The sequence below is a fragment of the Streptomyces javensis genome (assembly GCF_039525925.1).
In the GTDB taxonomy this organism is placed as follows: Bacteria; Actinomycetota; Actinomycetes; order Streptomycetales; family Streptomycetaceae; genus Streptomyces; species Streptomyces asiaticus.
In genome coordinates this window covers 1-26,505 of sequence record NZ_BAAAIF010000043.1, presented here as the reverse complement: position 1 = coordinate 26,505, position 26,505 = coordinate 1, and the positions used below count along the sequence as shown (strand labels likewise).

The 26,505-nt window shown below is 70.8% G+C and carries 24 protein-coding genes and 1 tRNA gene; 7 read left to right on the top strand and 18 right to left on the bottom strand.

The window, feature by feature from the left end; all coding sequences use genetic code 11:
• Positions 1-14 precede the first annotated feature (14 nt).
• Together ABD329_RS30850 and ABD329_RS30845 are read right to left on the bottom strand one after the other, a co-directional pair.
• Positions 15-1,382, bottom strand: coding sequence for a glycoside hydrolase family 6 protein (locus ABD329_RS30850; protein ID WP_198276989.1), 1,368 nt, complete (start codon positions 1,380-1,382; stop codon positions 15-17).
• Positions 1,379-2,545, bottom strand: a complete 1,167-nt coding sequence (locus ABD329_RS30845) for a glycoside hydrolase family 5 protein (RefSeq protein ID WP_198276988.1) — start codon at positions 2,543-2,545, stop codon at positions 1,379-1,381. The genes ABD329_RS30850 and ABD329_RS30845 overlap by 4 nt, the downstream gene beginning before the upstream one ends.
• Positions 2,546-2,862: 317 nt before the next feature.
• Between ABD329_RS30845 and ABD329_RS30840 the strand changes: the two genes are divergently transcribed.
• A complete protein-coding gene (locus tag ABD329_RS30840) occupies positions 2,863-5,754 on the top strand; it encodes a glycoside hydrolase family 48 protein (RefSeq protein ID WP_198276987.1) in 2,892 nt (963 codons plus the stop codon).
• Positions 5,755-5,822: 68 nt separating this feature from the next.
• Here the strand turns inward: ABD329_RS30840 and ABD329_RS30835 are convergent, their stop codons facing one another.
• The 4 genes from ABD329_RS30835 to ABD329_RS30820 form a co-directional block, all read right to left on the bottom strand.
• Complete coding sequence (locus tag ABD329_RS30835; RefSeq protein ID WP_198276986.1) at positions 5,823-6,812, bottom strand: glycosyltransferase family 2 protein; 990 nt, start codon at positions 6,810-6,812, stop codon at positions 5,823-5,825.
• A complete protein-coding gene (locus tag ABD329_RS30830) occupies positions 6,809-7,174 on the bottom strand; it encodes a hypothetical protein (RefSeq protein WP_198276985.1) in 366 nt (121 codons plus the stop codon). The genes ABD329_RS30835 and ABD329_RS30830 overlap by 4 nt, the downstream gene beginning before the upstream one ends.
• 96 nt (positions 7,175-7,270) lie before the next feature.
• Complete coding sequence (locus ABD329_RS30825) at positions 7,271-8,806, bottom strand: glycosyltransferase (RefSeq protein WP_246618422.1); 1,536 nt, start codon at positions 8,804-8,806, stop codon at positions 7,271-7,273.
• A 231-nt stretch (positions 8,807-9,037) separates the two neighbouring features.
• Entirely contained in the window at positions 9,038-10,603 is a 1,566-nt protein-coding gene (locus ABD329_RS30820) for a N,N-dimethylformamidase beta subunit family domain-containing protein (protein ID WP_425574401.1), read from the bottom strand.
• 154 nt (positions 10,604-10,757) lie between these two features.
• Here ABD329_RS30820 and ABD329_RS30815 point away from each other — a divergent pair, with 154 nt between their 5' ends.
• Positions 10,758-11,030, top strand: a complete 273-nt coding sequence (locus ABD329_RS30815) for a hypothetical protein (RefSeq protein ID WP_198276984.1) — start codon at positions 10,758-10,760, stop codon at positions 11,028-11,030.
• Between the two features lie 55 nt (positions 11,031-11,085).
• Positions 11,086-11,835: a Clp protease N-terminal domain-containing protein gene (locus ABD329_RS30810; protein WP_198276983.1), complete on the top strand. Its 750-nt coding sequence runs from the start codon at positions 11,086-11,088 to the stop codon at positions 11,833-11,835.
• Here the strand turns inward: ABD329_RS30810 and ABD329_RS30805 are convergent.
• A complete protein-coding gene (locus tag ABD329_RS30805; protein ID WP_198276982.1) occupies positions 11,813-12,271 on the bottom strand; it encodes an STAS domain-containing protein in 459 nt (152 codons plus the stop codon). The two genes, ABD329_RS30810 and ABD329_RS30805, sit on opposite strands and share 23 nt — an antisense overlap.
• A gap of 108 nt (positions 12,272-12,379) precedes the next feature.
• Here ABD329_RS30805 and ABD329_RS30800 point away from each other — a divergent pair, with 108 nt between their 5' ends.
• On the top strand, positions 12,380-12,781 hold the full coding sequence (locus tag ABD329_RS30800) for a helix-turn-helix transcriptional regulator (RefSeq protein ID WP_246618421.1): 402 nt from the start codon (positions 12,380-12,382) through the stop codon (positions 12,779-12,781).
• A 36-nt stretch (positions 12,782-12,817) separates the two neighbouring features.
• Complete coding sequence (locus ABD329_RS30795) at positions 12,818-13,195, top strand: MerR family transcriptional regulator (protein WP_198276981.1); 378 nt, start codon at positions 12,818-12,820, stop codon at positions 13,193-13,195.
• Positions 13,196-13,236: 41 nt separating this feature from the next.
• On the opposite strand, the gene ABD329_RS30790 is transcribed toward ABD329_RS30795, so the two are convergent.
• From ABD329_RS30790 to ABD329_RS30770, 5 genes are all read right to left on the bottom strand, one after another.
• On the bottom strand, positions 13,237-13,437 hold the full coding sequence (locus ABD329_RS30790) for an SCO3870 family protein (RefSeq protein WP_037953114.1): 201 nt from the start codon (positions 13,435-13,437) through the stop codon (positions 13,237-13,239).
• 410 nt (positions 13,438-13,847) lie between these two features.
• Positions 13,848-13,920, bottom strand: a tRNA-His gene (locus tag ABD329_RS30785).
• Positions 13,921-14,028: 108 nt separating this feature from the next.
• Positions 14,029-14,637, bottom strand: coding sequence for an oligoribonuclease (gene orn / locus ABD329_RS30780; protein ID WP_086880111.1), 609 nt, complete (start codon positions 14,635-14,637; stop codon positions 14,029-14,031).
• Positions 14,638-14,642: 5 nt separating this feature from the next.
• Complete coding sequence (locus ABD329_RS30775) at positions 14,643-15,974, bottom strand: helix-turn-helix domain-containing protein (RefSeq protein ID WP_198276980.1); 1,332 nt, start codon at positions 15,972-15,974, stop codon at positions 14,643-14,645.
• 520 nt (positions 15,975-16,494) lie between these two features.
• A complete protein-coding gene (locus ABD329_RS30770) occupies positions 16,495-16,869 on the bottom strand; it encodes a hypothetical protein (protein WP_344317212.1) in 375 nt (124 codons plus the stop codon).
• A gap of 499 nt (positions 16,870-17,368) precedes the next feature.
• Between ABD329_RS30770 and ABD329_RS30765 the strand changes: the two genes are divergently transcribed.
• Complete coding sequence (locus ABD329_RS30765; protein ID WP_020871124.1) at positions 17,369-17,890, top strand: universal stress protein; 522 nt, start codon at positions 17,369-17,371, stop codon at positions 17,888-17,890.
• Between the two features lie 467 nt (positions 17,891-18,357).
• On the opposite strand, the gene glmS is transcribed toward ABD329_RS30765, so the two are convergent.
• From glmS to ABD329_RS30750, 3 genes are all read right to left on the bottom strand, one after another.
• The gene (gene glmS, locus ABD329_RS30760) at positions 18,358-20,190 is read right to left on the bottom strand and encodes a glutamine--fructose-6-phosphate transaminase (isomerizing) (protein ID WP_198280017.1); all 1,833 of its coding nucleotides are present in this window, start codon (positions 20,188-20,190) and stop codon (positions 18,358-18,360) included.
• A gap of 108 nt (positions 20,191-20,298) precedes the next feature.
• Entirely contained in the window at positions 20,299-20,574 is a 276-nt protein-coding gene (locus ABD329_RS30755; protein ID WP_037953108.1) for a hypothetical protein, read from the bottom strand.
• Positions 20,575-20,707: 133 nt separating this feature from the next.
• Entirely contained in the window at positions 20,708-21,619 is a 912-nt protein-coding gene (locus ABD329_RS30750; RefSeq protein ID WP_198280018.1) for a DUF4429 domain-containing protein, read from the bottom strand.
• A gap of 103 nt (positions 21,620-21,722) precedes the next feature.
• On the opposite strand from ABD329_RS30750, the gene ABD329_RS30745 reads away from it, so the two are divergent.
• A complete protein-coding gene (locus ABD329_RS30745) occupies positions 21,723-23,396 on the top strand; it encodes a beta-N-acetylhexosaminidase (RefSeq protein ID WP_198280019.1) in 1,674 nt (557 codons plus the stop codon).
• A gap of 233 nt (positions 23,397-23,629) precedes the next feature.
• On the opposite strand, the gene ABD329_RS30740 is transcribed toward ABD329_RS30745, so the two are convergent.
• The 3 genes from ABD329_RS30740 to ABD329_RS48335 all read right to left on the bottom strand — a co-directional run.
• Entirely contained in the window at positions 23,630-24,796 is a 1,167-nt protein-coding gene (locus ABD329_RS30740; protein ID WP_171072702.1) for an acyl-CoA dehydrogenase family protein, read from the bottom strand.
• Between the two features lie 3 nt (positions 24,797-24,799).
• Positions 24,800-25,732, bottom strand: a complete 933-nt coding sequence (locus ABD329_RS30735) for a hydroxymethylglutaryl-CoA lyase (RefSeq protein WP_198280020.1) — start codon at positions 25,730-25,732, stop codon at positions 24,800-24,802.
• The coding region (locus ABD329_RS48335; protein ID WP_425574400.1) for an acyl-CoA carboxylase biotin carboxyl carrier protein subunit at positions 25,732-26,505 on the bottom strand (774 nt) is incomplete at its 5' end. The genes ABD329_RS30735 and ABD329_RS48335, both read right to left, overlap by 1 nt.

The window sequence follows — 26,505 nt, the reverse complement described above, 5'->3', positions numbered from 1 at the left end:
GCCGGGTAGGCGGATTACAGCGCCGGATAGGCGTTCTTCAGCAGCTCCTGGAACTGGGCCGAGAACCAGTGGCCCGACAGCGGGGCGTTCGGCAGCGCACCCGACATGTTGTTGTTGTTGCGCGGGTTGCCGGTGTACGTCGGGTCGCACATCCGGTCGAAGCCCTTGCCCTCGTCGTTCGGGATCGAGGAGCTCGAGCCGTCCGACTCGCCCGGGGGCTTCATCCACACGTACGCGTCGATCCCGGCCGCGGGTGCCGCCTTGGGCCGCTCGCCGAGCCCGGCGCCCTTCTGGTTGCACCAGTTGCCGACGTGGATCCGGCGGTCGTAGCGCCCGCCGTTGACGTACGTGTCCACGTCCGTCTTCGCGCCGGGGCCGCTGGGCCGGGCCGAGCCGCCCCAGCCGTTGCGGGAGGTGTCGATCAGCGCGCCGATGTTGCTCGGGAAGCCGACGTTGACCAGCTCCTGGCGGAACGCCTGGGCGTAGGAGAGCTCGTCCACGTACCGGTTCCAGTCCACCCATTTCGACTGGCGCACGGTGGTGCCGTTGACCGAGTCGTTGACGGTGAAGTTGTCCTCCTTCAGCGCGCTGAAGTTGGCCGTGTTGGTGATGATGCCGGCCACCTTGTCGACCGTGCTGCCCTCGGCCGTCGCCGCCTGCTTGATCACCTGTGCGGTGGGGTTGAAGTTGTCGTCCCAGCCGATCCAGCCGTGGTGCCCGGCGTCGATGTAGTTGTAGACGTTGCCGATCGAGCCCAGCTTGTTCAGGGCGTAGCCGACGCCCTTCACATAGTTGCCGTTCGCCTTCATCGTGTCGCACTCGGGGGTCGCGGTGGGCTTGCCGCCGGTGTTGGTGACCAGGTTGGGCAGCGAGTCGACCTCGATCGTGGTCACGATCCGCAGATTGGAGTTGGCGTACTTCGACTCGGAGAGGATCGCCGCGATCGGATCGATGAACTGCGTCTTGTACTTGTCGATCTCGGTCGGGCCGAGCTCGCCGTTGGACGCCAGTGCCGAGCAGTCACGGCCGGGCAGGTCGTAGACCACCAACTGGACGACGGTCGGGCTGCCGCCCGACTGCTGGAGCGCCTGGTCGAGGTGGGCGCGCAGCCCCATCGCGCCGCCCGTGCCGTTGATCGCGGCGATCCGGTCCAGCCAGATGCCGGTCGGCTGGTTGGAGACCTTGCTGCCGCCGGGTTCGGCGGCGGCCTTCGCCGACCAGTCGGGGTTCACGTACACCTTGGCGCCCGAGTACGGGTTGTCGACCTTCGCGGCGGCCGCCCTGCCGCTGTCCACCTGGGCGGACGCCACGCCGGTCAGCGCCCCCATGGTCAGCGCGGAGGCGGCGAGCAGGGTGCCCGCCATTCGGATTCTGCGGCTCATTGCATTCCCTTCAGGTGATCGCGGAGTCCCACGCCGTAGTTGGTCGGCGTGCCGTTGTCATCGCTGTTCAGGGACGGGCCCGAGGAACAGTCCCAGGTGTTCCGGGTCCACCCCAGATACGAGGCGCCCTTGGCGTCCAACCAGGCCATGACCCGGTCGACATAGCCGTGGGAGCAGGTGTTCTCGCCGATCTCGCCCGCCACGAACGGGACCTGGGCGATGACCGGCGCGAGCTGTTCGTTGAAGCAGCTCTCGTTGGAACAGGTGTTGAAGTTGTACGTGTGCCAGGCGGCGGCGAGATTGCCCGCCGGGTCGTTCGGCTTGTACGTCAGCCACTGGCGCAGATCGCCTGCGTAGGCGACCCCGGGGACCAGCACCAGGTTCCTGGCGCCGGTGGCCCGTACGGCGTTCAGCAGGGTCTGCATCCCGGCGACCTGGAAGTCGATCCCGGGGCAGCTCCCGCCGTCGCGCCAGCACTTCCACGCCGCCGTGAGGTCGGAGGTGGCGCGGTCCGGGAACGGCTCGTTGAACAGGTCGAAGACCACGGCCTGGTCGCCCTTGAAGGTCTGGGCGACCGAGGTCCAGAAGGCCGGGGTGTACTGCGCGTCCGGCATCGGCTTCTGGCAGGTGGCGTACTCGGTGTCGGCGCAGTGGCTGTCCCCGCCGGTGTATCTGCCGTGGCTCCAGTGGAGTTCGACGACGGGCGTGATGCCACGGGCCTCCAGCCGGGCGACGAGTGCCTCGACGGCCGCGATGTAGTTGGCCCCTCCGTAGGCCGCGTCGATAGGGGAAAGGCCCAGCCAGCACTCCTCGTTGAGCGGGATCCGGACCGCGTTGACCTTCCAGTCGGCGATGGCCTTGACGGCCGCGTCGTCCACGGGGCCGTCGAAGATGCCACGCCCCTGGACGCACATGAACTCACCGCCGGAGCGGTTGACGCCCAGCAGCCGCCGGGTGGCTCCGTTCTCGTCGACGAGCTTGTTGCCGGAGGCGCGGAGCTTCGGTGGTGCCGCGTTGGGCACGGCCACCGCTGGGGCGCTGGCCGCCGAGGCGTTCGTGGCCGGGCCGCTCGCCGCCGAGGCGGTGGCGGGCACCAAGGCGGTGCCCGCCACGGATAACGCCGCGGCGGCCACCAAGGCGTAAAGGCGCGGGGGTGCTCGCATGGAGCGACTCCTCGAGGTCCAAGCGCCGTTCGAGGTGGCGCAGACTGCTGGAATCGCTCCCACTGGTTGAAGTGAAGGTAGCGCTCGACGGGCGCATGTCAACAGACCCCGTTCATGAATTATCGGTCGAGGGTGCCCGGCGACCCGCTGTTGTTCAAAGACTTGACACTCCTTCGGGCTGACACGAACCTTGGGAGCGCTCCCACTGGTTCGCACATCCCCCACCACCCGCACGAACCGCGAGGAGGTCCCCCCAGATGCGCGTACAGCGTGGCTCGCCCTTATCCAGCCCACGACGATCAGGGGCACGACGACGAATGAGACGGCTGGTGACCACCCTCGCCGCCGCCCTCTCGCTCCCCGTGGCCATGACCGCGGCGGGCGGCGCCGCCCCCGCGCACGCCGCGGCGGTCCAGTGCGGGGTCGACTACAAGACCAATGACTGGGGTTCCGGCTTCACCGCCGATCTCACCATCACCAACCCCGGCACCGACGCCATCGACGGCTGGACCCTCACCTACGACTACGCAGGCAACCAGAAGCTCGGCAACGGCTGGAACGGCAGCTGGTCGCAGTCCGGCAAGACCGTCACCGTCACCAACGCCGGGCACAACGCGAAGATCGCGGCCGGGGGCAACGTCACCACCGGCGCCCAGTTCACCTACAGCGGCACCAACGCCGCCCCCACCTCCTTCGCCGTCAACGGCGTGGCCTGCCGGGGCGCCCATCAGCCGCCCATCACGGTGCTGAGCAGCCCGTCACCCGGCGCCGTCTTCACCTCCGGCGACACCGTCCCGATGACGGCCACGGCCGCGGCGGCGGACGGGGCGACGATCAGCAAGGTGGAGTTCTACAGCGACACCAAGCTCCTCGGCACCGACACCACCTCCCCGTACGCCTTCGACTACCAGGACGTCCCGGCCGGCGACTACTCGCTCTACGCCAAGGCGTACGACAGCCAGGGCGCCGCCGCCGAGTCCACCCCCGTCGGCATCCATGTGGCGGCCGGGCCCGCGCTGGTGGCCAGCCCCGGGCAGCTCGGGGTGCAGCAGGGCAAGACGGGGACCTTCGGCGTCAAGCTGTCCACCAAGCCGTCCGGAGACGTCACGGTCTCCGTCGCCCGCACCTCGGGCAACACCGGCCTGACGATCTCCTCGGGCGCCACCCTCACCTTCACCCCCGCCAACTGGGACACCGCGCAGCAGGTGACCGTCGCCGCCGCGAACTCCGGCACCGGCGCCGCGACCTTCACCGCGACCGCCGCCGGCCACACCAAGGCCGAGGTCACCGTCACCCAGCTGGCCGCCGCGAAGGACTACGACGCCCGCTTCCTGGACCTCTACAACAAGATCACCGCACCCTCGGCGGGCTACTTCTCGCCCGAGGGCGTTCCGTACCACTCGGTGGAGACCCTGATCGTCGAGGCCCCCGACCACGGCCATGAGACGACCTCCGAGGCGTACAGCTATCTGATCTGGCTCCAGGCGATGTACGGCAAGGTCACCGGCGACTGGTCCAAGTTCAACTCCGCGTGGGACACCATGGAGAAGTACATGATCCCCACCCACGCCGACCAGCCCACCAACAGCTTCTACAACGCCTCCAAGCCGGCCACCTACGCCCCCGAATGGGACCAGCCCTCCCAGTACCCCTCGCAGCTCAACGGCAATGTCCCGGTCGGCAACGACCCCATCGCCGCCGAGCTGAAGAGCGCGTACGGCACCGATGACATCTACGGCATGCACTGGATCCAGGACGTCGACAACGTCTACGGCTACGGCAACGCGCCCGGCAAGTGCGAGGCGGGGCCGTCCGACACCGGCCCGTCCTACGTCAATACCTTCCAGCGCGGTCCGCAGGAGTCGGTCTGGGAGACCGTGACCCAGCCCACCTGCGACAGCTTCAAGTACGGCGGCAAGAACGGCTATCTGGACCTGTTCACCGGCGACGCCTCGTACGCCAAGCAGTGGAAGTTCACCAACGCCCCCGACGCCGACGCCCGGGTCGTCCAGGCCGCCTACTGGGCCTCGGAGTGGGCCAAGGCGCAGGGCAAGGGAAGCCAGATCTCCGGCAACATCGCCAAGGCCGCCAAGATGGGCGACTATCTGCGCTACGCGATGTACGACAAGTACTTCAAGAAGATCGGCAACTGTGCCGGTGAGACCACCTGCCCGGCCGGGAGCGGCAAGAACAGCTCCCACTACCTGCTGTCCTGGTACTACGCCTGGGGCGGCGCCACCGACACCTCCGCGGGCTGGTCCTGGCGCATCGGCTCCAGCCACGCCCACGGCGGCTACCAGAACCCCATGGCGGCCTGGGCCCTGAGCTCGTACGCCGACCTCAAGCCCAAGTCCGCGACGGGTGCGAGCGACTGGTCCACCAGCCTCAAGCGCCAGCTGGAGTTCTACCGGTGGCTCCAGTCCAGCGAGGGCGCCATCGCGGGCGGCGCCACCAACAGCTGGCAGGGCCGCTACGCCACGCCGCCGTCGGGCACGTCCACCTTCTACGGCATGTACTACGACGAGAAGCCGGTCTACCACGATCCGCCGTCCAACCAGTGGTTCGGCTTCCAGGCGTGGTCCATGGAGCGCGTCGCGGAGTACTACAACCGCACCGGTGACGCCTCCGCGAAGACGGTCCTGGACAAGTGGGTGAAGTGGGCGCTGTCCAAGACCACCGTCAACGCCGATGGCACCTACCAGATCCCGTCCACCCTCCAGTGGTCCGGCCAGCCCGACACCTGGAACGCCTCCAGCCCCGGCGCCAACGCGAACCTGCACGTCACCGTCGCCGACTACACCAATGACGTCGGCGTGGCGGCCGCGTACGCCAAGACCCTGTCCTACTACGCCGCCAAGTCCGGCGACACCAAGGCCAGGGACACCGCGAAGGCGTTGCTGGACGGCATGTGGAACAACTACCAGGACGCCCTCGGCATCGCGGTCCCCGAGACCCGCGCCGACTACAACCGCTTCGACGACCCGGTCTACGTGCCCAGCGGCTGGACCGGGACCATGCCGAACGGTGACAAGATCGACTCCAGCTCCACCTTCATGTCGATCCGCTCCTTCTACAAGAACGACCCGGCCTGGTCCAAGGTCGAGGCGTATCTGAAGGGCGGCGCGGTGCCCAGCTTCACGTACCACCGGTTCTGGGCCCAGGCGGACATCGCGCTGGCGATGGGGTCGTACGCGGACCTCTTCGAATAGCCGACTCCACTAGCCGACTCCACGCCGAGCGGGGCTCCATGGGGAGCCCCGCTCTCGCCGCGCCGCGTTCAGACGGGCACCGGGACATCCCGCTCGGCCAGGGACCGCTCCAGCCGCCGGATGTGACGGCTCTGGAGCCGCGCGGTGCGCTGGAGCCGCATGACGACCCGCAGGAACTGGTCCATGTCGGCGGCCCGGGTGAGGATGTCATCGGGCACCCGCTCGTCGGCCAGGCACTCCCGCTCGTCCTGGGCGAGCACCGCCCGCGCCCAGGCCAGGGTGACCGGCTTGAACATCCCGGGGTGGTTGGCCACGATCCTGGCCCGGGTCGCCAGGTCGTTCTCGGCCGCCTCCACGTGTAGTCCGTCGTCCTTGTGGCGCGCCCCGAACAGCGGCTCGTGGATGTGGTGGGCCGTGAAGCCGCGCTCGGTGGCGGCGATCCAGAAGTCCCAGTCCTCCCCGGCGCGCATGTCCTCGACGTAACCGCCCACCGCCTGCCACACCTCACGGCGGTAGAGCGAGCAGTAGAACATGATCAGCCGCCGCAGCAGCAGGTCCCTGTCGTAGGCCGGAAGCTCCAGCACCTGCGCGGGCAGGTCGTCGTCGGTGAAGACGGACAGATCGGTGGAGACGATGGCGATGTCCGGGTGCCGCTCCAGCACCGCGACCGTCCGCTCCAGCATGGTGGGGGCGATCATGTCGTCGGCGTCCAGCGGCAGAACATAGCGGCCGGTGGTGGCCGCGATGCCCGCGTTACGGGCGGCCGACACCCCGGCGTTGGCCTGTTCCAGGAGCCGGATGCGCCGCCCGGGATGGTCGGCGATCAGCGATCGGGCCACCGCCGCGGTGTCGTCGGTGCTGCCGTCGTCGACCACGACGAGCTCCCAGTCCGGGTAGGTCTGCGCCAGCACGCTCTCCACGGCCTGCGACAGATAATGACCGTAGTCGTAGCAGGGGATGACCACCGAGACAACGGGCTCCCGCGGTGACACCGCGGCCCCCGAGAGGTCACCAGCCTCCAGGGGGCCGTGTTCGGGGCCGGTTGGTGCCTGCGTCATCGGTGCCCGGCGCCGTACGCGCCCCGGTGGTCCACCTTGGCGTTCGACTTTTCGGAGACGGCGACGTTGGCGCACTGCGAGCCCTCGACGATCGTGCTCGAGAAGAGCAGGTTGCCGGAGCTCGCGGTCGGACCGCTGGCGGATTCACAGTCGTTGAGCTGAGTCAGATCCCCGAAGACGTCCGCGAAGTTGACACAGTCGGGCTTCGACGGCGGCCCGCCGAAGCTGACGGCATCTTCGGAGTCGCAGTTGTTGAGCTGCTTCACGGCGTTGTCCTGACCGTGGGCGCCGGCGCTGGCACCGCCGAAGACCACTGCCCCGGCCGCCGCGGTCACCAGAATGGCCGCCTTGCCGATGTTCATGCGATTCTCCTCATTTTCGTGTTCCGTTGACACACCCCCGCAGAGGCATCTGGATAACGACCCCTGCCTGTACAAGCACCGGGGCCGAAGACCGCTTCACCTGCTTGGCTCAGGCACGGGGGCTTCCAGGTCGTCCGCCGGGGCGAGGGGCAGCCGCTTCGCCATCGCGCGCACCTGGTCCGCGTAGGCGTCGCCGGACGGCCACACCTGGGTCGCGGCGTCGAAGAGGCTCGTGAAGTGCGACTCGTCGAAGGTGTTGGCCCCGTGGAACACGTAGGTGTAGAGCTCGGGCGCGTCCAGGGACACCGTCCGCCCGCCGCGCACCACGGCCTCCGCGACCGGGGAGTCCTCGCCGCGCCGCCGCTCCGGATAGCGGGGGAGCGCGTCCTTCGCGCAGAGCATGGAGCCCTCCCACACTCGCACCCCGGAGATGGCCAGCTTGCGGCGCGCGGGCCACCACAGCCGCTCCCGGGCCAGGAAACACGCCGTGGCGTCCAGCGCGAGGACCGCCGCCAGCTGCACCTCGAGCCGCTCCGGGGCGTACAGGTCGTCGTCGTCCCACTGGCACACATACGTCCCGGCGGCGAGGTCCACCGCGATGTTCCGCAGTGCGCCCAGCGTCCGCCCCTCGGGCGGCAGCCGGTGCACACGGATCCTCGGGTCGGCGTGTTCGCGTACGTGGTCCGCGAGGGCGCCGTCCGCGCCGTCGTCCACCACGACCAGCTCCGCGCGGGTGTAGGTCTGGGCGAGGAAGCACCGGATCGCCCGCTCGGCCAGCGGCAGCCGGCCCTTGGTCACCATCAGACAGGACACCGTCGGCGCGGGGGATCCCGAGGCCCACCGCCTGCGCTGGGCGTCGAGGTCGACCACGCCCCGGACGCAGGGTTGCAGGTCCTGGCTCATCCAGAACCTGACCTGACGCCCCCTCGACGCCGCCGGAGCGCCCGGGGCCTCCCGGACGCAGGCGCCCGACCAGTGGTGCACGGCGTGCGCCAGGTCCCGGTCGTCCTCACGCTGCCCGAACAACTCCGCGGCGGCCGGACTCAGCTTGGGGTACAGGGTGGCGGCCCCCAGGAACGTGATGGGGGCGTCCTCCGGGGCACTGTCGACCGAGCGCGTGAGGAAGAACGGGCCCGTCGCGTCCAGCGTGTCGGGCCTGGTGTGGGCGCCCACCAGCCGCCGGTGCACATGCGGCCAGAACGGATGGCCGGGCCGCGAGGCCATGAACGCGTTGCCGACGATGCGCCGCATACCGCCGTGGCGGCTCGACGGCAGTTGGACGTGCTCCTCCGGCTCCAAGCCGAGCACCAGCTCCTGCCCGGCGAAGAGCTCGGTCATCGGGCGCAGGCACTCGAAATCCAAATCGACGTACAGCCCGCCGAAGTGGTCGAGGACGAAGTAGCGGATGGCGCCGGCCCGTTTGACCGGCTCGCGATAGCCGTCGTAGACGGGGAGGAACCACGCGTAGTGCTCTTCGAGGAACGCGCGGTTGTCCGCGTCCGTCCACAGCCGGTACTCCCAGTCGCGGTGGTGTCGGCGCCAGGACTCGGACCACTCCCGCCACTTGTGCGGTACGTCGGTGTTCTTCCACGTCTGGTGGATCAGATGAGGAATGAGCGTCTTCTCGGGCATTTGCGCAGTATGTTCCGACGGTGTGAAGGCCGGGCCGAGCGCGACGGCGGAAATTCACTCGTCCGGTCCGGCCCGGATGCCGGACCGGGCGGGAAAGGCCCTGCTGTTGGCTGTCGGCGGCGCTCGGCCGGGCGGGGACGAGGGCACCGAGAACAGCACCCGTTCGGGGACAGCACCCGGTCGGGGGCGGCCCGGTGCGGCGTCGGTGAGCGGCGGCGCTCGGGCCCCGGGTCAGGCGCCTACGCGCGACGCGCCCGAGTACACCGCGCGCACGTTGTCCTCCGGCCGTGGCTTGTCCCGGCCGGCGGGCCCCGCGGCGAAGGCACGCAGCAGATTCTCCGTGACGCGGGTGACGAAGGCACCGGTGCGCGCGTCCATCCGGTGGTCGCGCCCGTTCTCCCGGGTCCCCGCCATCAGGGCCTCCACCCAGCGCATCGTCCCCGAGGCGAAGACCCCGGCCCCGCTCGGCACGGTGTAGTACGCGGAGTCCGAGTGGCTGTGCCGGCCCCGGCAGACCAGGGGGGAGTGGGCGATGATCCGCAGGGGCGCCGGGGTGGGATCGCCCGGGGTGACCCGGTCGTACTCCACCCCCACCAGATGGTCGAAGGAGTCGCCGTCGTCCACCCCGGTCCCGGCGAACAGCCAGTGGCCGCTGTCCAGGACGACGTACGGGGCGTCGGTCGGGTAGCCCTCGTAGAGGACGCCGGTCAGTGAGGACTCGGGATCGGGCGCGGGGGGCTGGCGGAAGTCGGTGGTCGCCAGGTCGCGATGGTTCACCAGGTACGGGTCGTCCCGGTAGGCGGTCTTGTAGCAGACCACGGTGCGCGCGGGGGCACCGCCGGGGCCGCGCTCCAGCCGGATCCGGCGGAAGCAGGTGTTGGCGCCGAGGAAGGCCAGATTGGTGCCGTCGTCCCGGGCCCGGGTCACGTACTGCCGCTGCTGCGGGGTCCAGTACTCGTCGTGGCCGAGCGACAGGGCGGCCGAGACGCCCTCCAGCACGGCCGGTCGCAGATGGACGTCCACGCCCGTGGTGTACGCGAGCGGAAGGCCCAGCCGTTCGGCGAGGACCACCAGGGGCCGCTCGTAGACCAGGAACTTCTCGGCCCCGTTCTTGGCGTACGGCCGGTCGAAGCTGACGGCCAGCGAGCGGCTCCCGTACGCACCGTCCCGGCCCTGGTAGAGGCTGTAGCCGCCCCAGGTGTTGTACGCCTGCCAGGTGGCCGGCGCGTGCAACAGCAGCGTCCGCCCCCGCGCCTGCCGGGAGCGCACGATCAGCGGCACGTAGCGCTGATGGCCACTCGAGGCGTCCAGCCGCAGCAGATACGAGCCCTCCGGCCAGTTCCGGGCGCGGACCCGCAGTGAACGGTCCCAGTCGGCCCGCACCGTGCGGGTGGCGTCGAGGAACACGGGCGGGCCCTGCTTCCGGCCGTCCACCCGGCCCGACCGCCACACCAGCCGCGCCTGCGCCCCGCCGTACCAGCCGATCCGGTAGGCCGAGACGCGGAAGGCGGGCGCGGTGGTCGACACATGGAGTCCGAACTCCTCGTCGGGCAGCACGCTCACCCGGTCGGTATAGCCCGCGATGGCGTCGGGCGGCCCCACCGAGCGGATGCGCCAGTCGGCGCTGCCCGGCCGGGCCCGCTCCGCCTCCTCCGCCCGGCGTGCGGCGTCGGCGCGCCGGGACGGGCGGGCGCGGTGGCCGGTGCGTTCGGAGGAGGAGTCGCAGCCCGTCGCGGCCACCGCCGACGCCCCGCCACCGGCCGCCGCGGCGGCCCCGAGGAAGCGGCGGCGGCCCAGTCCGCCGGATATGCGGCCGTGTTCTCCGTCCACCGGACCATCGTGGGGCGCGGTGCGGGGGCGGGCGAGCCGGTGCGGTCCGACGGAGTGCCCGGCCGCGCGGTCCGGCGCCGCCGAGGTGCGGCGGGAGGGCACGGGGCGCAGCCTGGGACATATGACCGAATCCCAGGCGCCGCGCATCCACCGGCCCCCGATCGTGGTGCTCGGCGTCCAGCAGAACGACCCCCCGTTCCGTCTGGTCGAGATCGCCGGTGAGCTGGCGGGCAAGGCGCACTCGGTGCTGGACGTCATCGAGATCGCGCGGGAGGTCGGCCTGGACGACGTCGATCTGGACGACCCGGACGTGGTCCGGTGGGTGGGCGGCGACAAGTTCACCTGGACGTCGTTCTGGCCCCCGAACCGGCCGCGCCGCGAACCCCGGGGCTAGATTTACTGTCAACCCAGCGTTGACACTCCGCGGGGTGTCAACCTATGGTTGACGCATGACGAAATCAGTCGGACCCACCCATCCCGTGCGCCTCGACGACCTGATCGAGGCCATCAAGAAGGTCCACCCCGACGCCCTCGACCAGCTCACCGACGCGGTGATCGCCGCCGAGCACCTCGGCGACGTGGCCGACCACCTCATCGGCCACTTCGTGGACCAGGCCCGCCGCTCCGGCGCCTCCTGGACCGACATCGGCAAGAGCATGGGGGTGACGCGGCAGGCGGCCCAGAAGCGCTTCGTCCCCAAGGCGTCCGGCGAACCGTCGGACCTCGACCCGAGCCAGGGCTTCGGCCGCTACACGCCGCGCGCCCGGAGCGTCGTGGTCGCCTCCCAGAACGAGGCCCGCGCCGCCGCCAACGCCGAGATCCGCCCCGAGCACCTCATCCTCGGTCTGCTGGCCGAGCCCGAGGGTCTGGCCGCCAAGGCGATCGTCGCCCAGGATGTCCCCCTGGACGCCGTCCGCCAGGCCGCCACCGCCGCCCTCCCGGCCGCATCCGACTCCATGCCCGCGCTGGTCCCCTTCGACGCCGACGCGCGCAAGGTCCTCGAACTCACCTTCCGCGAGGCCCTGCGGCTGGGCCACAACTACGTCGGCACCGAGCACATCCTCCTCGCCCTCCTCGAACACGAGGACGGCGCGGGCCTGCTGACCGACCTCGGCATCGACAAGGCCGCCGCGGTGGCCACCATCACCAAGACGCTGACCCGGATCGCCGAGGCCATCAAGGACGAGATGGAGGGGTGACCGCCCGGCCCTCGAAGACCGGAGGCCGGAACAGCCGTGCGGTGCCGGTCAGGTCCAGGACCCGGCCGGCCGTGCGGCTCGGGGAGCGGACGATGACCGTCTTGCCGTGCGCGAGCGCCTCCCGGCGGAGCCTCAGCAGCGCGTTCAGCGCCGCGCAGTCCCAGAACCTCACCGCGCTCAGGTCCACGTCAACGCCCTCGGCGGAATCGCGGAGGGCGTTGCGCAGGACGGCGGACATGACGGGGGCGGTCTCGTAGTCCACCTCGCCGTTGACCACGACGACCTTCCGGGGGCCCTCCGGGTAGCTGTCGGTGAGGAGGATGGATGAGGGGATCGGCGGCGTCGAGCTGTCCGGTATGCCCGGTGCCGCGCCGATCACGGGCCTGTACGGCGAGCGATGTCCAGGCTCGGGCACGGAGATGTCTCGTGCGTGCACCTGTCTGTCTCCCCTCAAGGTCGCCTCACGGGCGTCACACGGCTTGCTATACACGAAGTTGGATTCATGTTTCCAGATGCGCTATTGTTTCGGCAATATCATGAGGCCATGGGAGGAGTAACTGAATCGCACACTGGATGGACGTTCTTGACCAACCACGCTCGCGTGCTGGCCGCGATCGCCGATGATCCGAACGTGCGGATCCGTGACATCGCCGCGCACTGTAGGCTGACCGAGCGCGCCGTCCAGAAGATCATCGGAGACCTGGAGCAGGACGGGTATCTGTCGCACACCCGTGAGGGGCGTACGAACACGTACCGCATCGAGCCGGGGAAGGTCCTTCGCCATCCGGCCGAGGCCGGGCTTCCCGTGGCCTCGCTCCTCTCTCTGCTCGTCGCGGACGAGGACCGGCGCAAACACGTCGACGGCGCCCTCGGTGAGGGGAGGCCGGCGGCGGAGGAGACTCCCGCCCAACCGCCCCCCGACTCCCGGGCCCCTCGACTACGCTGAAGCGCGTCCCTGACGTCGGATGCGGGAGGAGTCACGGTGCGCATCGGCGAACTCGCCGCCAAGACCGGCGTCAGTGTACGAGCGCTGCGCTACTACGAGGAGCAGGGCCTGCTCACCTCGGAACGCAGCCCCAGCGGCCAGCGCCACTACGCGGACTACGCGGTCGACCGCGTGCTGTGGATCCAGTGCCTCTACTCCGCGGGCCTGTCGAGCAAGACCCTCCGCGAATTCCTCCCCTGTACGCACACCGGCGTCGCCACCCCCGACAACATCGACCGCCTGACCGCCGAACGCGACCGCATCAACGCCCAGATGGCCGACCTGGCCACCATCCGCGACCGCCTCGATGCCGTCATCGCGGCGGCCAGCGGCACGGTCGCGGGCGAGGAGTGCTGCCTCCCGCAAAGCGCCTGACCAGGCAACCACCGCCCAGCCGGGCAGCTGACCCCCGCGACTCAGTTCGCGTGCGGCCGACCGTCTCGGACCCACGTCACCATGACCAGGGCCGCGGTGACGTACATCAAGACGCTGAAGGTGGCCACGGATTCGACGTACTGCTCGTAGCCGTCTGCGCGCAGCTGGAGCGCGAGGGAACCGAGCGCGGTCCCAAGCGCCGCGGTAGCGGCGGACATGGCGACGAACGGGGCCTTGGTCATGGGTGCTTCCTCCAAGCCACGAGATGACTGAACAATGCCGAGAGTACATGGATTGCGATGTCACCCTCGGAGTCGGTTGTGGACGGTCGGCCAAGCGCCAAATCCCGCGCCGCGGCTGCGCGTTGCACCAGGCACCGCATTGACTCCTGGCGCGGCAAAGGCCCCGGACCGGACCTGAGTGTCCAGGCTCGACCGACCGCGGCCATTCAGGACGCATAGGGCTGTGCGGGCGATCCGGGCCGACCCCGGCCGGCCCCCCGCTCGCCGGGCTGGGCGCGGGGGCAGAGCGCATCCTCATGCCGCAGGGCCTGATCCGCGGTGCAGCCGTCCTCGCGGACCGCTTACGGGCGCTCGCCACGACGAAAGAGGCCGCTGACCCGTTTTGCCAGGTCAGCGGCCTCTTCGAAGAGGGTGAGTAACGGGACTCGAACCCGCGACATCCTGGACCACAACCAGGTGCTCTACCAGCTGAGCTATACCCACCATGACCGGCGCTTTCCGCACCGGCCGAGAAAAAGTGTACAGGGTCCGGAGGGGTGCTCGCTCCCGGCTTTCGGGGAGTCGGGAGCGAGCACCGGGATGGCGGCAGGGTCAGGCGTGCCGGGCGGGCAGGACGTGCTTGGTCGCGATGGCCTTCGCCGTGTCCGAGTCCGGGCCGGGAGCGGGCACGAAGATCGCTTCCCGGTAGTAGCGCAGCTCGGCGATGGACTCGTGGATGTCCGCGAGCGCGCGGTGGTTGCCGTTCTTCTTGGGGCTGTTGAAGTAGGCCCGCGGGTACCAGCGGCGGGCCAGCTCCTTGATCGAGGAGACGTCGACGATCCGGTAGTGGAGGTAGCTCTCGAGCGTCGGCATGTCCCGGAGGAGGAAGCCCCGGTCGGTGCCGACCGAGTTTCCGCACAGCGGGGCCTTGCCGGCCTCGGGGACGTGCTCGCGGATGTAGGCCAGGACCTGGTCCTGGGCGTCCTCGAGCGTGGTCCCGCCCTCGAGCTCGGCGAGCAGGCCGGAGGTGGTGTGCATCTCGCGCACCACCTCGGGCATGGTGACCAGCGCTTCCGCGGGGGGCCGGACAACGATGTCCACTCCGTCGCCCTGGATGTTCAGCTCGGAGTCCGTGACCAGCGCGGCCACCTCGATAAGCGCGTCGTTCGCCAGCGAGAGCCCGGTCATCTCGCAGTCGATCCACACCATGCGATCGTTCATACGTCTCACCCTACGGGGCGTTCCCGCTGGCCGGGCAGGGACGGACGGCCCGGGGCCCGGCCCGCCGCCTGTTCGGGCAGGCGTGGGGCGTAGGCGTCCGACTCCGGTTTGCCAGGTTCCGGATGCGGAGCGTGATGGTGGTGCGGAGGGTGCCCCGAGTGGCCGGTGGGGGCGCCGGGCGGGCCCGGCCGCCGCAGCGGCAGGGAGTGGTCGCCGGCCCGGGGTTCGATCACCTCGGCGCGGTCGGGCCGGTCGGCCCGCTCCAGCCGCTCCAGCCGCTCCAAGCGGTCGGGGCGGTCCGGGCGCTCCGCGGGCCCGCCCTGGGGCCTGCGGGCACGGTACGCGGCCCGGTAGGCGGCCGGGGAGGACCCCAGCTGCCGCCGGAAGTGCCCGCGCAGCGCGACCGGCGAGCGGAAGCCACAGCGCCCCGCGACCTCGTCGACCGAGTAGTCGGAGGTCTCCAGGAGCCGCTGCGCCTGTAGCACCCGCTGGGTGATCAGCCACTGGAGTGGAGCGCTCCCAGTGAGCGAGCGGAACCTGCGGTCGAAGGTCCTGCGGCTCATATAGGCGCGGGCCGCCAGGGCCTCGACGTCGAACTGCTCGTGCAGATGCTCGAGCGCCCACGCCACCACCTCGGCGAGCGGATCCGCCCCGATCTCCTCTGGTAATGACCTGTCCAGATAGCGCTCCTGCCCTCCACTGCGGCGCGGCGGGACGACCAGGCGCCTGGCGAGGGCGCCGGCGGCGTCCGCGCCGTGGTCGGTGCGCACGATGTGCAGGCACAGGTCGATCCCGGCGGCGGTGCCCGCCGAGGTCAGTACGTCGCCGTCGTCCACGAAGAGCTCGCGGGGGTCCACATGGACCGACGGATAGCGCTTGGCGAGCGTCGGCGCGTACATCCAGTGGGTGGTCGCCGGGCGGCCGTCCAGCAGCCCGGCGGCTGCCAGTACGAAGGCCCCGGTGCACAGGCCCACGATCCGCGCGCCCTCCTCGTGCGCGCGGCGCAGTGCGTCGAGCGCGGCGGCCGGTGGCGGCTGGGTTATCGACCGCCAGGCCGGTACGACGACGGTGCCGGCCCGGGAGAGTGCCTCCAGGCCGTATGGTGCGGTCAGTTCCAGACCGCCAGTCGTTCGCAGTGGCACATCTTCGCCCGCGCACACCAGAAGTCGGTACCGAGGAACTCCGGCGTCCTGCCGGTCGATACCGAAGACGGAGAGCGGGATGGAGCTTTCGAAGATGGGGCCGCCGCTGAACAGCAGCACCGCGACGATTTCTCGTCGCCGGCGTCCGGAGAGCTTGCGCGAGGTCTCCGGTACGGTCGTGGAGTCCTGGCTCATGGCACTAAGCCCCCCTCGGTGGTCGCGTCCTCTCGGTCCTGCACGTTTCCCCTCGGTCCTGAACGGTTCCCCCGCCGGTCATGGCCAAGATCGAATCTACTGTGTCGCGTGTGGTCGCCGTGACCAGTTCACCACCCGCCACTATGTCGACATGACAACTTGGCGCGAAGCATTCGATCACGAAGCGTTGCACTCGTAGCCCTCGCTGTGAAGTACGCCTTGTGCGGACACCCACTTCCCGTAGGGGGTACGTGCGCCCCTGACCCCTTTCCACGCTGGCCGGACGGGTGTTGAGCACGGCGTTTGCCAAGGAAAGAAGTGTGGCCGGAAGTTGGCTGAAAACAAGCGGGCGCAGACGTACGGATGCGTCATACGACCGGCGTACGTCCCCCTCGTACTTCTTCAGGGACCGAGCGGCCGTCTTCCGGGCTTGAGCGGTGCTATAGCGACGCTCCATCGGCGCTGAGTGTGCGGAGCACTACGCACCGCTTCCCCGGCTCCGGCCTTTTCCGGTCGGCCCTCAGACGCGGCGGCCGCCCCGGTGCGCACCGATCCCCGTACGGCCGTGGCGGCCCCGGTGCGGGGAGACGCCGTCCGCGTCCAACCGGGCCGCGGTGCGCTCGGAGTGGCGCAGCAGGGCGCGGCTGGCGGCCGTCACGGCGGCGAGGCCCGCGGCGGCCCCCAGGGCGGCGCCGAAGGGCGATCCGCACATGAGCAGGACGACGGGGACCACGGCGCAGCTGAAGGCCGCCCAGCGGATCACCTCGCTCACCGCGTCGCTAGCGGGGGCCTGGACCTGGGCTCGAGGGGGGCTCGGAACGTGGGGCCCGCCGGGTGTCCCGGCCCGGCCGCCGGGGGTGGAGCCGGGGGCGTCGTACTCGGGGGCGACGGGCACGGGCGGGGCTCCTCTCGAGCGGCCGACGAGGTGTCGGCGCGGGGCTCGGCGCGGGGGTGGCGGGGGCGCGGCGGGCGGGGGATCCGGGCAGGTGAGCCGGGCGGGCCGGGGCCGCCGCACCCGGTGCCGCTACTACAACGCCCGGCCCGCCCCCAGGTCACTGCCGGGCGGCCGCACGGCGTACCGCGGCGGCCCCGCCGGGCCGGTCCGCCGCCCGGGGCCCGGGACGACGGGGGACCACTTGGGGCATTGCGTTACGGGCCGCCCTCCGGCATGCTCCGGGGAACGCTTCGGGCGCTCCGCTCCCGTGGCGACCTCTGGGCAGGTGGTGAATGCCGCCGTACCCTTGGGGGTAAGGGCTTGGAAAGATGAATCCCGGACGGATTTCGACCCCTCGAGACCGCCCCCCGAGCTCCAGCGGAGCTCAAGTCCCCCGACAGCCCTCTACCTGAGCCCCCGCCGATCCCTCCGCACGAGGACATCCTTCGCCGAGACACCGATGGCCGGTCACGAAATCCCCGAACCCGCGGACCGCAAGCGGGTCGCCGATCACATGGCGCACCCCGAAGCGGCGGAAGAAACACGTCATTCCTGCGATCCAGCGTTCCAGCACGGTGTTGTGGTGGGATTCGACGGCTCCATGTCGAGCGAACGCGCCCTCGCCTATGCGATCGGCATGGCCCGGCGCTCCGGCTCCGGGCTGATCATCGTCCATGTGGCCAACCGGCTGCCGACGACGGTCTGGGCGGGCTGTGAGCCGCCGGTCTTCGTCGACGTCCCCGATCACCGCACCGAGGTACTGGGGCTCGAGCTGGCCTGCGCCGATCATCTCTCCGAAGTGCCCTGGATCCTCGTCGAACGGGGCGGGGACATCTGCCATGAGCTGGAGGAGGTCGGCCGGGAGTACGCGGCCGACGCCATCGTGGTGGGCTCCACGCACGGGCTGGTGGGGCGGATCTTCGGCTCGGTCGCGGGGCGGCTCGCACGGCGGGCGCAGCGGCCCGTCGTCGTCATTCCCTGAGCGCCGTCGTCGTCATTCCCCGAGCGCCAGCCGGGCGTCGTCCCCTGGGCGTCTGCCGGGGCCCGTTCGGCCCTTCCGGGCTCTGCCGGGTTCCCGGGACTCTGAACACACCGTGCCCGGCGCGCCTTCTCGTCAAGTGACGTTGTTCAGTCCAAAACCTTTTACGTCGGCACGACTTGCGCGGGCGCCTGGAACCGGACACCCTCAACTCCCCTTGACCGCAGGTGAGATGGCGTCAGTCCATCTTGACAACGGACGAACCTACCCGTGCGTAGAGGTGGATTGTGCGTTTGTGAGGGGTACAAACCGTTCGATCGTGCTGTCGCGCGGGAAGTGACGGTTCCCGCGCGACGGCCAGCCGCCGGCGTACTAGGGCGACGTCGGCGAAGGGGAGGCGGCCCCCGCGTGCGTGGTGGCACACGCGGGGGACCGCCGAAGGACTCGCCCAGGTCGCGGGTGGTGCGGTCCTACTCGACCGTCACCGACTTGGCGAGGTTGCGGGGCTTGTCGATGTCCCGGCCGAGCGCCAGCGCCGTGTGGTAGGCGAGCAGTTGGAGCGGAATGCCCATCAGGATCGGGTCGAGCTCCACCTCATTGCGGGGGACCACGATCGTGTGGTCCGCCTTCTCCTGCTCCCGGTGGGCCACGGCCAGGATCCGGCCGCTGCGGGCCTTGATCTCCTCCAGCGTCGCCCGGTTCTTCTCCAGCAGGTCGTCGTCGGGCAGGACCGCGACGGTGGGCACCTCGGGCTCGATCAGCGCGAGCGGCCCGTGCTTGAGCTCGGAGGCCGGGTACGCCTCGGCGTGGACGTAGGAGACCTCCTTCAGCTTCAGGGACGCCTCGCGCGCGACCGGGTAGCCGCGGACCCGTCCGACGAACATCATGCTCTTTGCGTTCGCATATTCCGCGGCCAGCTTCTTGATCTCCTCCTCGCCGCGCAGCACCTCCGCGATCTGCTCGGGCAGCTTGCGCAGCCCGGCGATGATCCGCTTGCCGTCGGCGACCGAGAGATCGCGGATCCGGCCCAGGTGCAGGGCGAGCAGCGCGAAGGCGACGGCGGTGTTGGTGAAGCACTTGGTGGAGACGACACACACCTCCGGCCCGGCGTGGACGTACACCCCGCCGTCCGTCTCCCGGGCGATCGCGCTGCCCACGACATTGACGACGCCCAGCACCCGCGCGCCCTTGCGCTTGAGCTCCTGGACGGCCGCCAGGGTGTCGTAGGTCTCGCCGGACTGGCTGACCGCGAGGTAGAGGGTGTCCGGGTCCACCACCGGGTTGCGGTAGCGGAACTCGCTCGCGGGCTCCGCGTCCGCCGGGATCCGGGCCAGCTCCTCGATCAGCTGGGCGCCGATCAGACCCGTGTGGTACGCCGAACCACAGCCGAGGATCTTGACCCGGCGCACCCCGCGCGCCTCGCGGGCGTCCAGGTTGAGCCCGCCGAGGTGGACGGTGGAGAAGCGGTCGTCGATCCGGCCGCGCAGCACCCGGTCCACGGCGTCGACCTGCTCGTGGATCTCCTTGTGCATATAGGTGTCGTGGCCGCCCATGTCGTACGACTCGGCCTCCCACTCCACTGTGGTGGGGGAGGTGGAGGTGCGGCTGCCCTCGGTGGTGTAGGTGCGGTAGTCGTCGGCCTTGAGGGTGGCCATCTCGCCGTCGTCCAGGGTGACCACCTGACGGGTGTGGCTGACCAGCGCGGCGACGTCCGAGGCGACGAACATCTCCTTCTCGCCGATCCCCAGCACCACCGGCGAGCCGTTGCGGGCGACGACGATGCGGTCGGGGAAGTCCGCGTGCAGCACCGCGATGCCGTAGGTGCCCTCGACCATCGCCAGCGCGTGGCGGACCTTCTCCTCCAGGGTGGGCGCCTGGGAGCGGCCGATGAGGTGGGCGAGCGCCTCGGAGTCGGTGTCGGAGACCAGCTCCACACCGTCGGCGGCCAGCTTGGCACGCAGATCGGCGGCGTTGTCGATGATGCCGTTGTGGACGACGGCGACCTTGCCCTCCGCATCCTGATGCGGATGGGCGTTGATGTCGTTGGGCGCGCCATGGGTGGCCCAGCGGGTGTGGGCGATGCCGGTGGTGCCCGCGAACCGCTTGGGCAGCTTGGCCTCGAGGTCCCGGACCCGGCCCTTGGCCTTGGCGGTCTTCAGCCCGGCGCTCTGGGCGCCCTTCGCGGGCTTGCCCTGGATCGCTAGCCCCGCGGAGTCATAGCCGCGGTACTCCAGCCGCTGCAACCCCTCCAGCAGCAGCGGTGCCACATCGCGTTTCCCGATGTATCCGACGATTCCGCACATGGTGTTCAGGCCCTCCCATTGGATCGCTCGTGCATGCTCGTGCTCGTGTCCGGCGGTGGCGGCCGCCGTCGTGGACCGGTGTCGTGGACCGGCGCGGCACCGGCGTCGTCAGCCGTAGACGATGCGGCGCAGCTGGCGCAGCGAGAGTTCGGGCGGGGCCACCGCGCGGTACGGCAGCTCGGCCGTGATCCGCTCGAAGATGTCCGCGTTGGTCAGCCCGCCGGACTGGAGCTCGCGGTGGCGGCGCCGGACGAACTCCTCCGTCGTCTCGTCGAAGTACGCCAGAACGTCCAGCACCACCCGGCCCGCCTCGCCGCGGCTGAGCGGCGTACTGCGGACCAGGTGGTCGATAAGGTCATCGTGGGACATACGGCGGTCGAGCATCCGTAGATACTGCGATGCGGCGCGGTGTTTCGCAACATTCCTGCCCGATATCGGGCAGGGTTGGGTCTCGGTGACGGAAAATCCGGCCCCCGGTGGCCGGGAAGCCGTCCCTCAGGCGCGGAAAATCCGCCCCTCAGGCGTCGGAGAAGCGGCGGAGCACGGCCTGTTTGGCGGTGGTGAACTCCTCCTCGGTGAGGATCCCGCTCTGGTGAAGATCGCCGAGTTCGCGCAGCCGTCGCAGCAGAACGTCGTGATCCACCTCACCCTCGTCGCCCCCGGCGGACGGGGCGTCCGCGGGCACCGGCTCGGGGGCGGGCGGCTGGGCCGGGAGCGCCTTCGCCGGGGCGCCCGGATGCGGCATCCGCGCCATGACGGCCGCCGCGACCAACGCCATCAGCGGATCCTTCTTGAATCCGTACAGCACCACGGCGTGCGGGTCGTACTTGGGCGCGGCCGTCGCCGTGGCCTTCGCCGTGATGAAGCGGAGGTAGCCGTTCTCCAGCCCGGCGGCCGGGACCCACTCCACCATCTCCAGGTCCGGCAGGAGGATCGTGCGGGGGCCGCCGGACTTCTTCGACTCCTCGGTCTTCCAGTTCCAGTCCAGCCGGACCCGCTCCCCGTCGAAGGAGGCCGTGGCGTCGCCCGCCGACGCCGAGATCGGCACCGGGGGGCCGGGCAGCACATAGCGGTCGCAGGGGCCGGACGGCACCTGCTCCAGGGTCAGGGCCTGGCGGACCTCGTCGACCAGATACTCGGCGAGGTCCCTGCGGTCCGGCTCCACCGAGAGCTGATACGGATCGGCGGCGTCCGGCAGCTTGCCGCCCGTGGCCTGCAACAGCGGGTCCGCCCCCTCGCGCAGCCGCAGCCGCAGCCGGCCCGACCTCCGCCCCGGCTCGTAGGCCACCCCGGCCAAGGCCACCAGGGGGACGGTCAGTTCGCCGAGTGCCTGCCGTACGGCAGGCACGCCGCGGTCCCGCCCCGGGACGATCCGGATCGCTTCCCCGTCAAAGCTCCAGGCGCCATCGCGCTGGGTGATTTCCGCCATGCGGTGAATTCTGACAGGCGGACAGCGACACATTGGTCTACACCTTGACCGCAACTGACCCTCGCGGTACCCAAGATGCCACGTTTCGTTGAAGGGACCCCCTGTGAGACGACGCCGTGCTCGACTTCTGTGTTCCCTGCTGCTGACCGTGGTGGCCGGGGCGGGGACCGCGGCCTCCTCCGCCTCCGCTTCCCCGGCTTCCCCCTGGTCCTCCCGCCCGTCCTCCGCTTCCGCCGAGGACGCCGCTTCCGCCGAGGACGCCGCCGCGGCCGCCCCGACCCCGCTGGACCGGGTGGTGCCCGCGCCCGCGTCCGTACGGCCCGCGGCGGGCTCGTACGCGATCCGCCCGGACACCCGGGTCCGGGTGTCCGGCTCCGACGGCTCGGCGCGTTCGGCGCGCCGGGTGGGCGACTATCTGGCGAAGGTGCTGCGCCCCTCCACGGGCTTTTCGCTGCCCGTCACCACGCGATCGGGTGACGACGGCATCCGGCTGCGGCTGACGCCCAAGGCGGCCGGGGTGCGGACGCTGGGCGAGGAGGGGTATCGGCTCCAGGTCACCGGCCGCGCGATCACCCTCACCGCACGCGGTGCCGCCGGGTTGTTCCACGGCGTCCAGACGCTGCGGCAGCTGCTGCCCGCGTCCATCGAGCGCACCTCCCGGCAGCCGGGCCCCTGGCGGGTCTCCGGCGGCACCATCACCGATGTGCCGCGCTACGCCTGGCGGAGCGCGATGCTCGATGTCTCCCGGCACTTCTTCGGTGTGGACCAGGTCAAGCGCTATATCGACCAGCTGGCCCTCTACAAGATCAATAAGCTGCATCTGCATCTCTCGGACGACCAGGGGTGGCGGATCGCGATCGACTCCTGGCCGAACCTGGCCAGGCACGGCGGCTCCACACAGGTCGGGGGCGGGCCTGGCGGCTACTACACCAAGGACGACTACCGCGAGATCGTGCGTTACGCGGCGAGCCGTGAGCTGACCGTCGTCCCCGAGATCGACATGCCGGGCCACACCAACGCGGCGCTCGCCTCCTACGCGGAGCTCAACTGCGACGGCGTCGCCCCGCCGCTCTACACCGGCACCGAGGTCGGTTTCAGCTCGCTGTGCGTGCCGAAGGAGGTGACGTACGACTTCGTGGACGACGTCATCCGCGAACTCGCCGCGCTCACCCCCGGCCCCTACCTCCACATCGGCGGCGACGAGGCCCACTCCACCAGCCACGAGGACTATGTGGCCTTCCTGGACCGGGTGCAGCCGGTGGTCGCCAAGTACGGCAAGACGGTGGTCGGCTGGCACCAGCTGACCGGTGCGCACCCCGCGAAGGGCGCGATCGCCCAGTACTGGGGGACGGACGGGAGCGAGAAGGAGGTCGCGGACGCGGCCAAGGCGGGCACCCGGCTGATCCTCTCCCCGGCCAACCGCGCCTATCTGGACATGAAGTACAACGCCGATACCCCGCTGGGGCAGAGCTGGGCCGGATACGTCGAGGCGAAGCAGTCCTACGACTGGGACCCGGGCACCTACATCAAGGACGCCCCGGCGTCCTCGGTGCTCGGTGTCGAGGCGCCGCTGTGGACGGAGACCCTCCAGACCAGCCCGCAGATCGAGTACATGGCCTTCCCGCGCCTGCCCGGCATCGCCGAACTCGGCTGGTCACCCGCGAGCGCGCACAACTGGGACGAGTACAAGGTGCGGGTTGCGGCGCAGGGCTCCCGCTGGGACGCGATGGGCATCGCGTACTACCACTCCCCGCAGATCCCCTGGCCCACGAGCTGAGGCTGCCGCTCGGCCGGGGCCCGGGGCTCGGGCCCCGGGCCCCGGCCGAGGTCCGGGGCTCCGCCCCTGGTCCGATCGGGTGGACCGTGCCGCCTGCGGCGGGCTGTTCCCCTCCCCGCCCCTTCCCGAAACTGGGGCGCCGCCCCAGACCCCGGGGTCCAGGGGGCTTCGCCCCGGCCCCCTTACCAGGGACTTCGCCCCTGGTAAGGGGAAGGGGCGGGCCCCACCGGTGCTCAGCTCGCGAAGCCGAGCTCTCGGGCGATCAGCGTGCGCTGGACCTCGCTGGTGCCCTCGCCGATCTCCAGGATCTTGGAGTCCCGCCACATCCGGGCCACCGGATACTCGTTCATAAAGCCGTAGCCACCGTGGATCTGGGTGGCCTCGCGGGCGTTGTCCACCGCGACCTCGGAGGAGTAGAGCTTCGCGATCGACGCCTCCTTCTTGAACGGCTCGCCGAGCACCAGCCTGGACGCCGCGTCGCGCCAGGCCACCCGGGCCATATGGGCGCGCATCTCCATGTCGGCCAGCTTGAACTGGATCGCCTGGTTGGCGCCGATGGGGCGGCCGAACGCCTCGCGGGTCCTGGCGTACGCCACCGACTCGTCCACACAGCCCTGGGCGAGCCCGGTGGCCAGGGCGGAGATCGCGATCCGGCCCTCGTCCAGTATCCGCAGGAACTGGGCGTAGCCCCGGCCCTCCGCGCCCAGCAGGTTCGCGGCCGGGACCCGGCAGTCGGCGAAGGACAGCTCACGGGTGTCCGACGCGTTCCACCCCACCTTGGAGTAGGGGGCGGCCACGCTGAAGCCGGGGGTGCCGGACGGCACGATGATCGAGGAGATCTCGGGGCGGCCGTCCTCCTTGCGGCCGGTGACGGCGGTGACGGTGACCAGCGCGGTGATGTCCGTACCGGAGTTGGTGATGAAGCACTTGGTGCCGTTGATCACCCACTCGCCGGTGGCCTCGTCCAGCCGGGCCGTGGTGCGGGTGGCGCCCGCGTCCGAGCCGCCGCCGGGCTCGGTCAGGCCGAACGCGCCCAGGGTCTCCCCGGAGCAGAGCCCCGGCAGCCAGGTGCGCTTCTGCTCCTCCGTGCCGTAGAGGAAGATCGGCATCGCGCCGAGCGAGACCCCCGCCTCCAGGGTGATCGCCACCGAGGAGTCCACCCGGGCCAGCTCCTCCAGGGCGAGACAGAGCGCGAAGTAGTCCCCGCCCATGCCGCCGTACTCCTCCGGGAAGGGCAGGCCGAACAGGCCCATCCGGCCCATCTCGCGGATGATCTCGTACGGGAACTCATGGTGCTCCCAGTACTCCCCGATCTTGGGGGCGACCACATCGTGCGCGAACGCCTCGACGGTGCGGCGCAGTTCCTCGTGTTCGGGGCTGAGTCGGTGGTCGATCGGCATGGCTCAGATCTCCTTCTGGGAGAGGGCGCGGACGGTGCGGGACGGGCTGGGCCGGCCCAGATGCCGGGCCATCCACACGCTGGTGGCGGTGAGACGGCCGATGTCGACCCCGGTCTCGATGCCGAGGCCGTCGAGCATCCACACGAGGTCTTCGGTGGCGAGATTGCCCGTGGCGCTCTTGGCGTATGGGCAGCCGCCCAGGCCCCCTGCGGAGGCGTCGACGGTGGTCACGCCGTGCTCGAGCGCGGCGAGGGTGTTGGCGAGCGCCTGGCCGTAGGTGTCATGGAAGTGGACGGCCAGCAGGTCGTCGGCGACGCCCGCCTCGTTGAGCGTGTCCAGCAGCTCCCGCACATGGCCCGGGGTGGCGACGCCGATGGTGTCGCCGAGGCTGATCTCGTCGCATCCCATGTCCATCAGGCGGCGGCTGACCGAGACGGTCTGGGAGATCGGGACCGGGCCCTCCCACGGGTCGCCGAAGCACATCGACAGATAGCCGCGCACGGCCGCGCCCGCGTCCTTGGCCCTGGTGACGACCGGCTCGAACATCTCCAGCGCGCCGTCCACCGTGCGATTGAGATTGGCCTTGGCGAAGGACTCCGTGGCGCTGGCGAAGACGGCGATCTCGCGCGCGCCCAGCGCGAGGGCGCGGTCCAGCCCGCGCTCATTGGGCACGAGCACGGGGAGCCGGGCATCCACGTCGTCGATGAGCGCCATCAGCTCCTCGGCGTCGGCCAGTTGGGGCACCCACTTGGGGTGGACGAAGCTGGTGGCCTCGATGGTGCTGAGGCCGGCCTCGGCGAGCCGGTGGATGAACTCGGCCTTGACGGCCGCCGGGACCAGCGCCTTCTCGTTCTGGAGCCCGTCCCGGGGGCCCACCTCGTGGATCCGGACCCGGGTGGGCAGCCCGGGGGCGGGGACGGTCATGGGCAGGGTCATCACTCACGCTCCTCGCTCTGCCGCGGCTCGTGCGGGGTGACGACCGCCAGCAGCTGATCCATGGCGACCGTGCTGCCGGGGGTCACCTCGAGCTCGGTGACGGTGCCGTCGTGGGGCGCGGAGATGAGGTGCTCCATCTTCATCGCCTCGACCACCAGCAGGCCCTGACCCGTGGTGACCTCGTCGCCGACGGCCGCCTTCACGACGGTGACGGTGCCGGGCATGGGCGCGGTGAGCTCCCCGGCGTGCGCCGTGGCGGCCCCGCCGCGCAGCGCCTCCTCCACGGGGTCGTGCCCGACCACGCGCCAGGCCTCCCCGTCCCGCCCCAGCCAGTGGCTCGCGCCGTGCGCGGCATGGCGGAAGCGGTGGGTGACCCCGCCGAGGTCCAGCAGCACGGCGCCCTCTTCGAGGGCGACGAGCCGCGCCCGCACGGTGACGCCCCTGGTGTCCGCCGCGGCCCCGGCGCCGCCCGCCCCCGCGTCGGCGGCCGAGTGCCGCAGGTCGGTCACGGCCGCCCGCGCCGGTGTGGACGTCTGGCCCATCGCGTCCACGATGGGCGGGGCCGGGGCCTCTCCGCCCGCCCCGGCGCTCGGAATCCGCTCGCCCGCGTCCGCGCCCCCGGCCGCGCCGCTTGGGCCCGTCTGCGGGTCGCCCGTGGCGGTGACGCCGGTGCCGGTCTGCGCCGTCGGAGGCACGACGCCGCCCGCAGATCGCCGAGCAGAGCCTCCGTCTCGGACACGCGTCGCTCCCGTCGTCGGGTCTCGTCGAGCGAG

Excerpts from the sequence above, each read along its gene's own strand:
- ABD329_RS30765 (WP_020871124.1), top strand. The coding sequence starts at position 17,369 with ATGGCCGGTCACGAAATCCCCGAACCCGCGGACCGCAAGCGGGTCGCC.
- ABD329_RS30840 (WP_198276987.1), top strand. The coding sequence starts at position 2,863 with ATGAGACGGCTGGTGACCACCCTCGCCGCCGCCCTCTCGCTCCCCGTG.
- ABD329_RS30835 (WP_198276986.1), bottom strand. The coding sequence starts at position 6,812 with ATGACGCAGGCACCAACCGGCCCCGAACACGGCCCCCTGGAGGCTGGT.
- ABD329_RS30825 (WP_246618422.1), bottom strand. The coding sequence starts at position 8,806 with ATGCCCGAGAAGACGCTCATTCCTCATCTGATCCACCAGACGTGGAAG.
- ABD329_RS30830 (WP_198276985.1), bottom strand. The coding sequence starts at position 7,174 with ATGAACATCGGCAAGGCGGCCATTCTGGTGACCGCGGCGGCCGGGGCA.
- ABD329_RS30845 (WP_198276988.1), bottom strand. The coding sequence starts at position 2,545 with ATGCGAGCACCCCCGCGCCTTTACGCCTTGGTGGCCGCCGCGGCGTTA.
- ABD329_RS30755 (WP_037953108.1), bottom strand. The coding sequence starts at position 20,574 with ATGCTCGACCGCCGTATGTCCCACGATGACCTTATCGACCACCTGGTC.
- ABD329_RS30815 (WP_198276984.1), top strand. The coding sequence starts at position 10,758 with ATGACCGAATCCCAGGCGCCGCGCATCCACCGGCCCCCGATCGTGGTG.
- glmS (WP_198280017.1), bottom strand. The coding sequence starts at position 20,190 with ATGTGCGGAATCGTCGGATACATCGGGAAACGCGATGTGGCACCGCTG.
- ABD329_RS30735 (WP_198280020.1), bottom strand. The coding sequence starts at position 25,732 with ATGACCCTGCCCATGACCGTCCCCGCCCCCGGGCTGCCCACCCGGGTC.
- ABD329_RS30775 (WP_198276980.1), bottom strand. The coding sequence starts at position 15,974 with ATGAGCCAGGACTCCACGACCGTACCGGAGACCTCGCGCAAGCTCTCC.
- orn (WP_086880111.1), bottom strand. The coding sequence starts at position 14,637 with ATGAACGATCGCATGGTGTGGATCGACTGCGAGATGACCGGGCTCTCG.
- ABD329_RS30740 (WP_171072702.1), bottom strand. The coding sequence starts at position 24,796 with ATGCCGATCGACCACCGACTCAGCCCCGAACACGAGGAACTGCGCCGC.
- ABD329_RS30790 (WP_037953114.1), bottom strand. The coding sequence starts at position 13,437 with ATGACCAAGGCCCCGTTCGTCGCCATGTCCGCCGCTACCGCGGCGCTT.
- ABD329_RS30750 (WP_198280018.1), bottom strand. The coding sequence starts at position 21,619 with ATGGCGGAAATCACCCAGCGCGATGGCGCCTGGAGCTTTGACGGGGAA.
- ABD329_RS30800 (WP_246618421.1), top strand. The coding sequence starts at position 12,380 with ATGGGAGGAGTAACTGAATCGCACACTGGATGGACGTTCTTGACCAAC.
- ABD329_RS30810 (WP_198276983.1), top strand. The coding sequence starts at position 11,086 with ATGACGAAATCAGTCGGACCCACCCATCCCGTGCGCCTCGACGACCTG.
- ABD329_RS30850 (WP_198276989.1), bottom strand. The coding sequence starts at position 1,382 with ATGAGCCGCAGAATCCGAATGGCGGGCACCCTGCTCGCCGCCTCCGCG.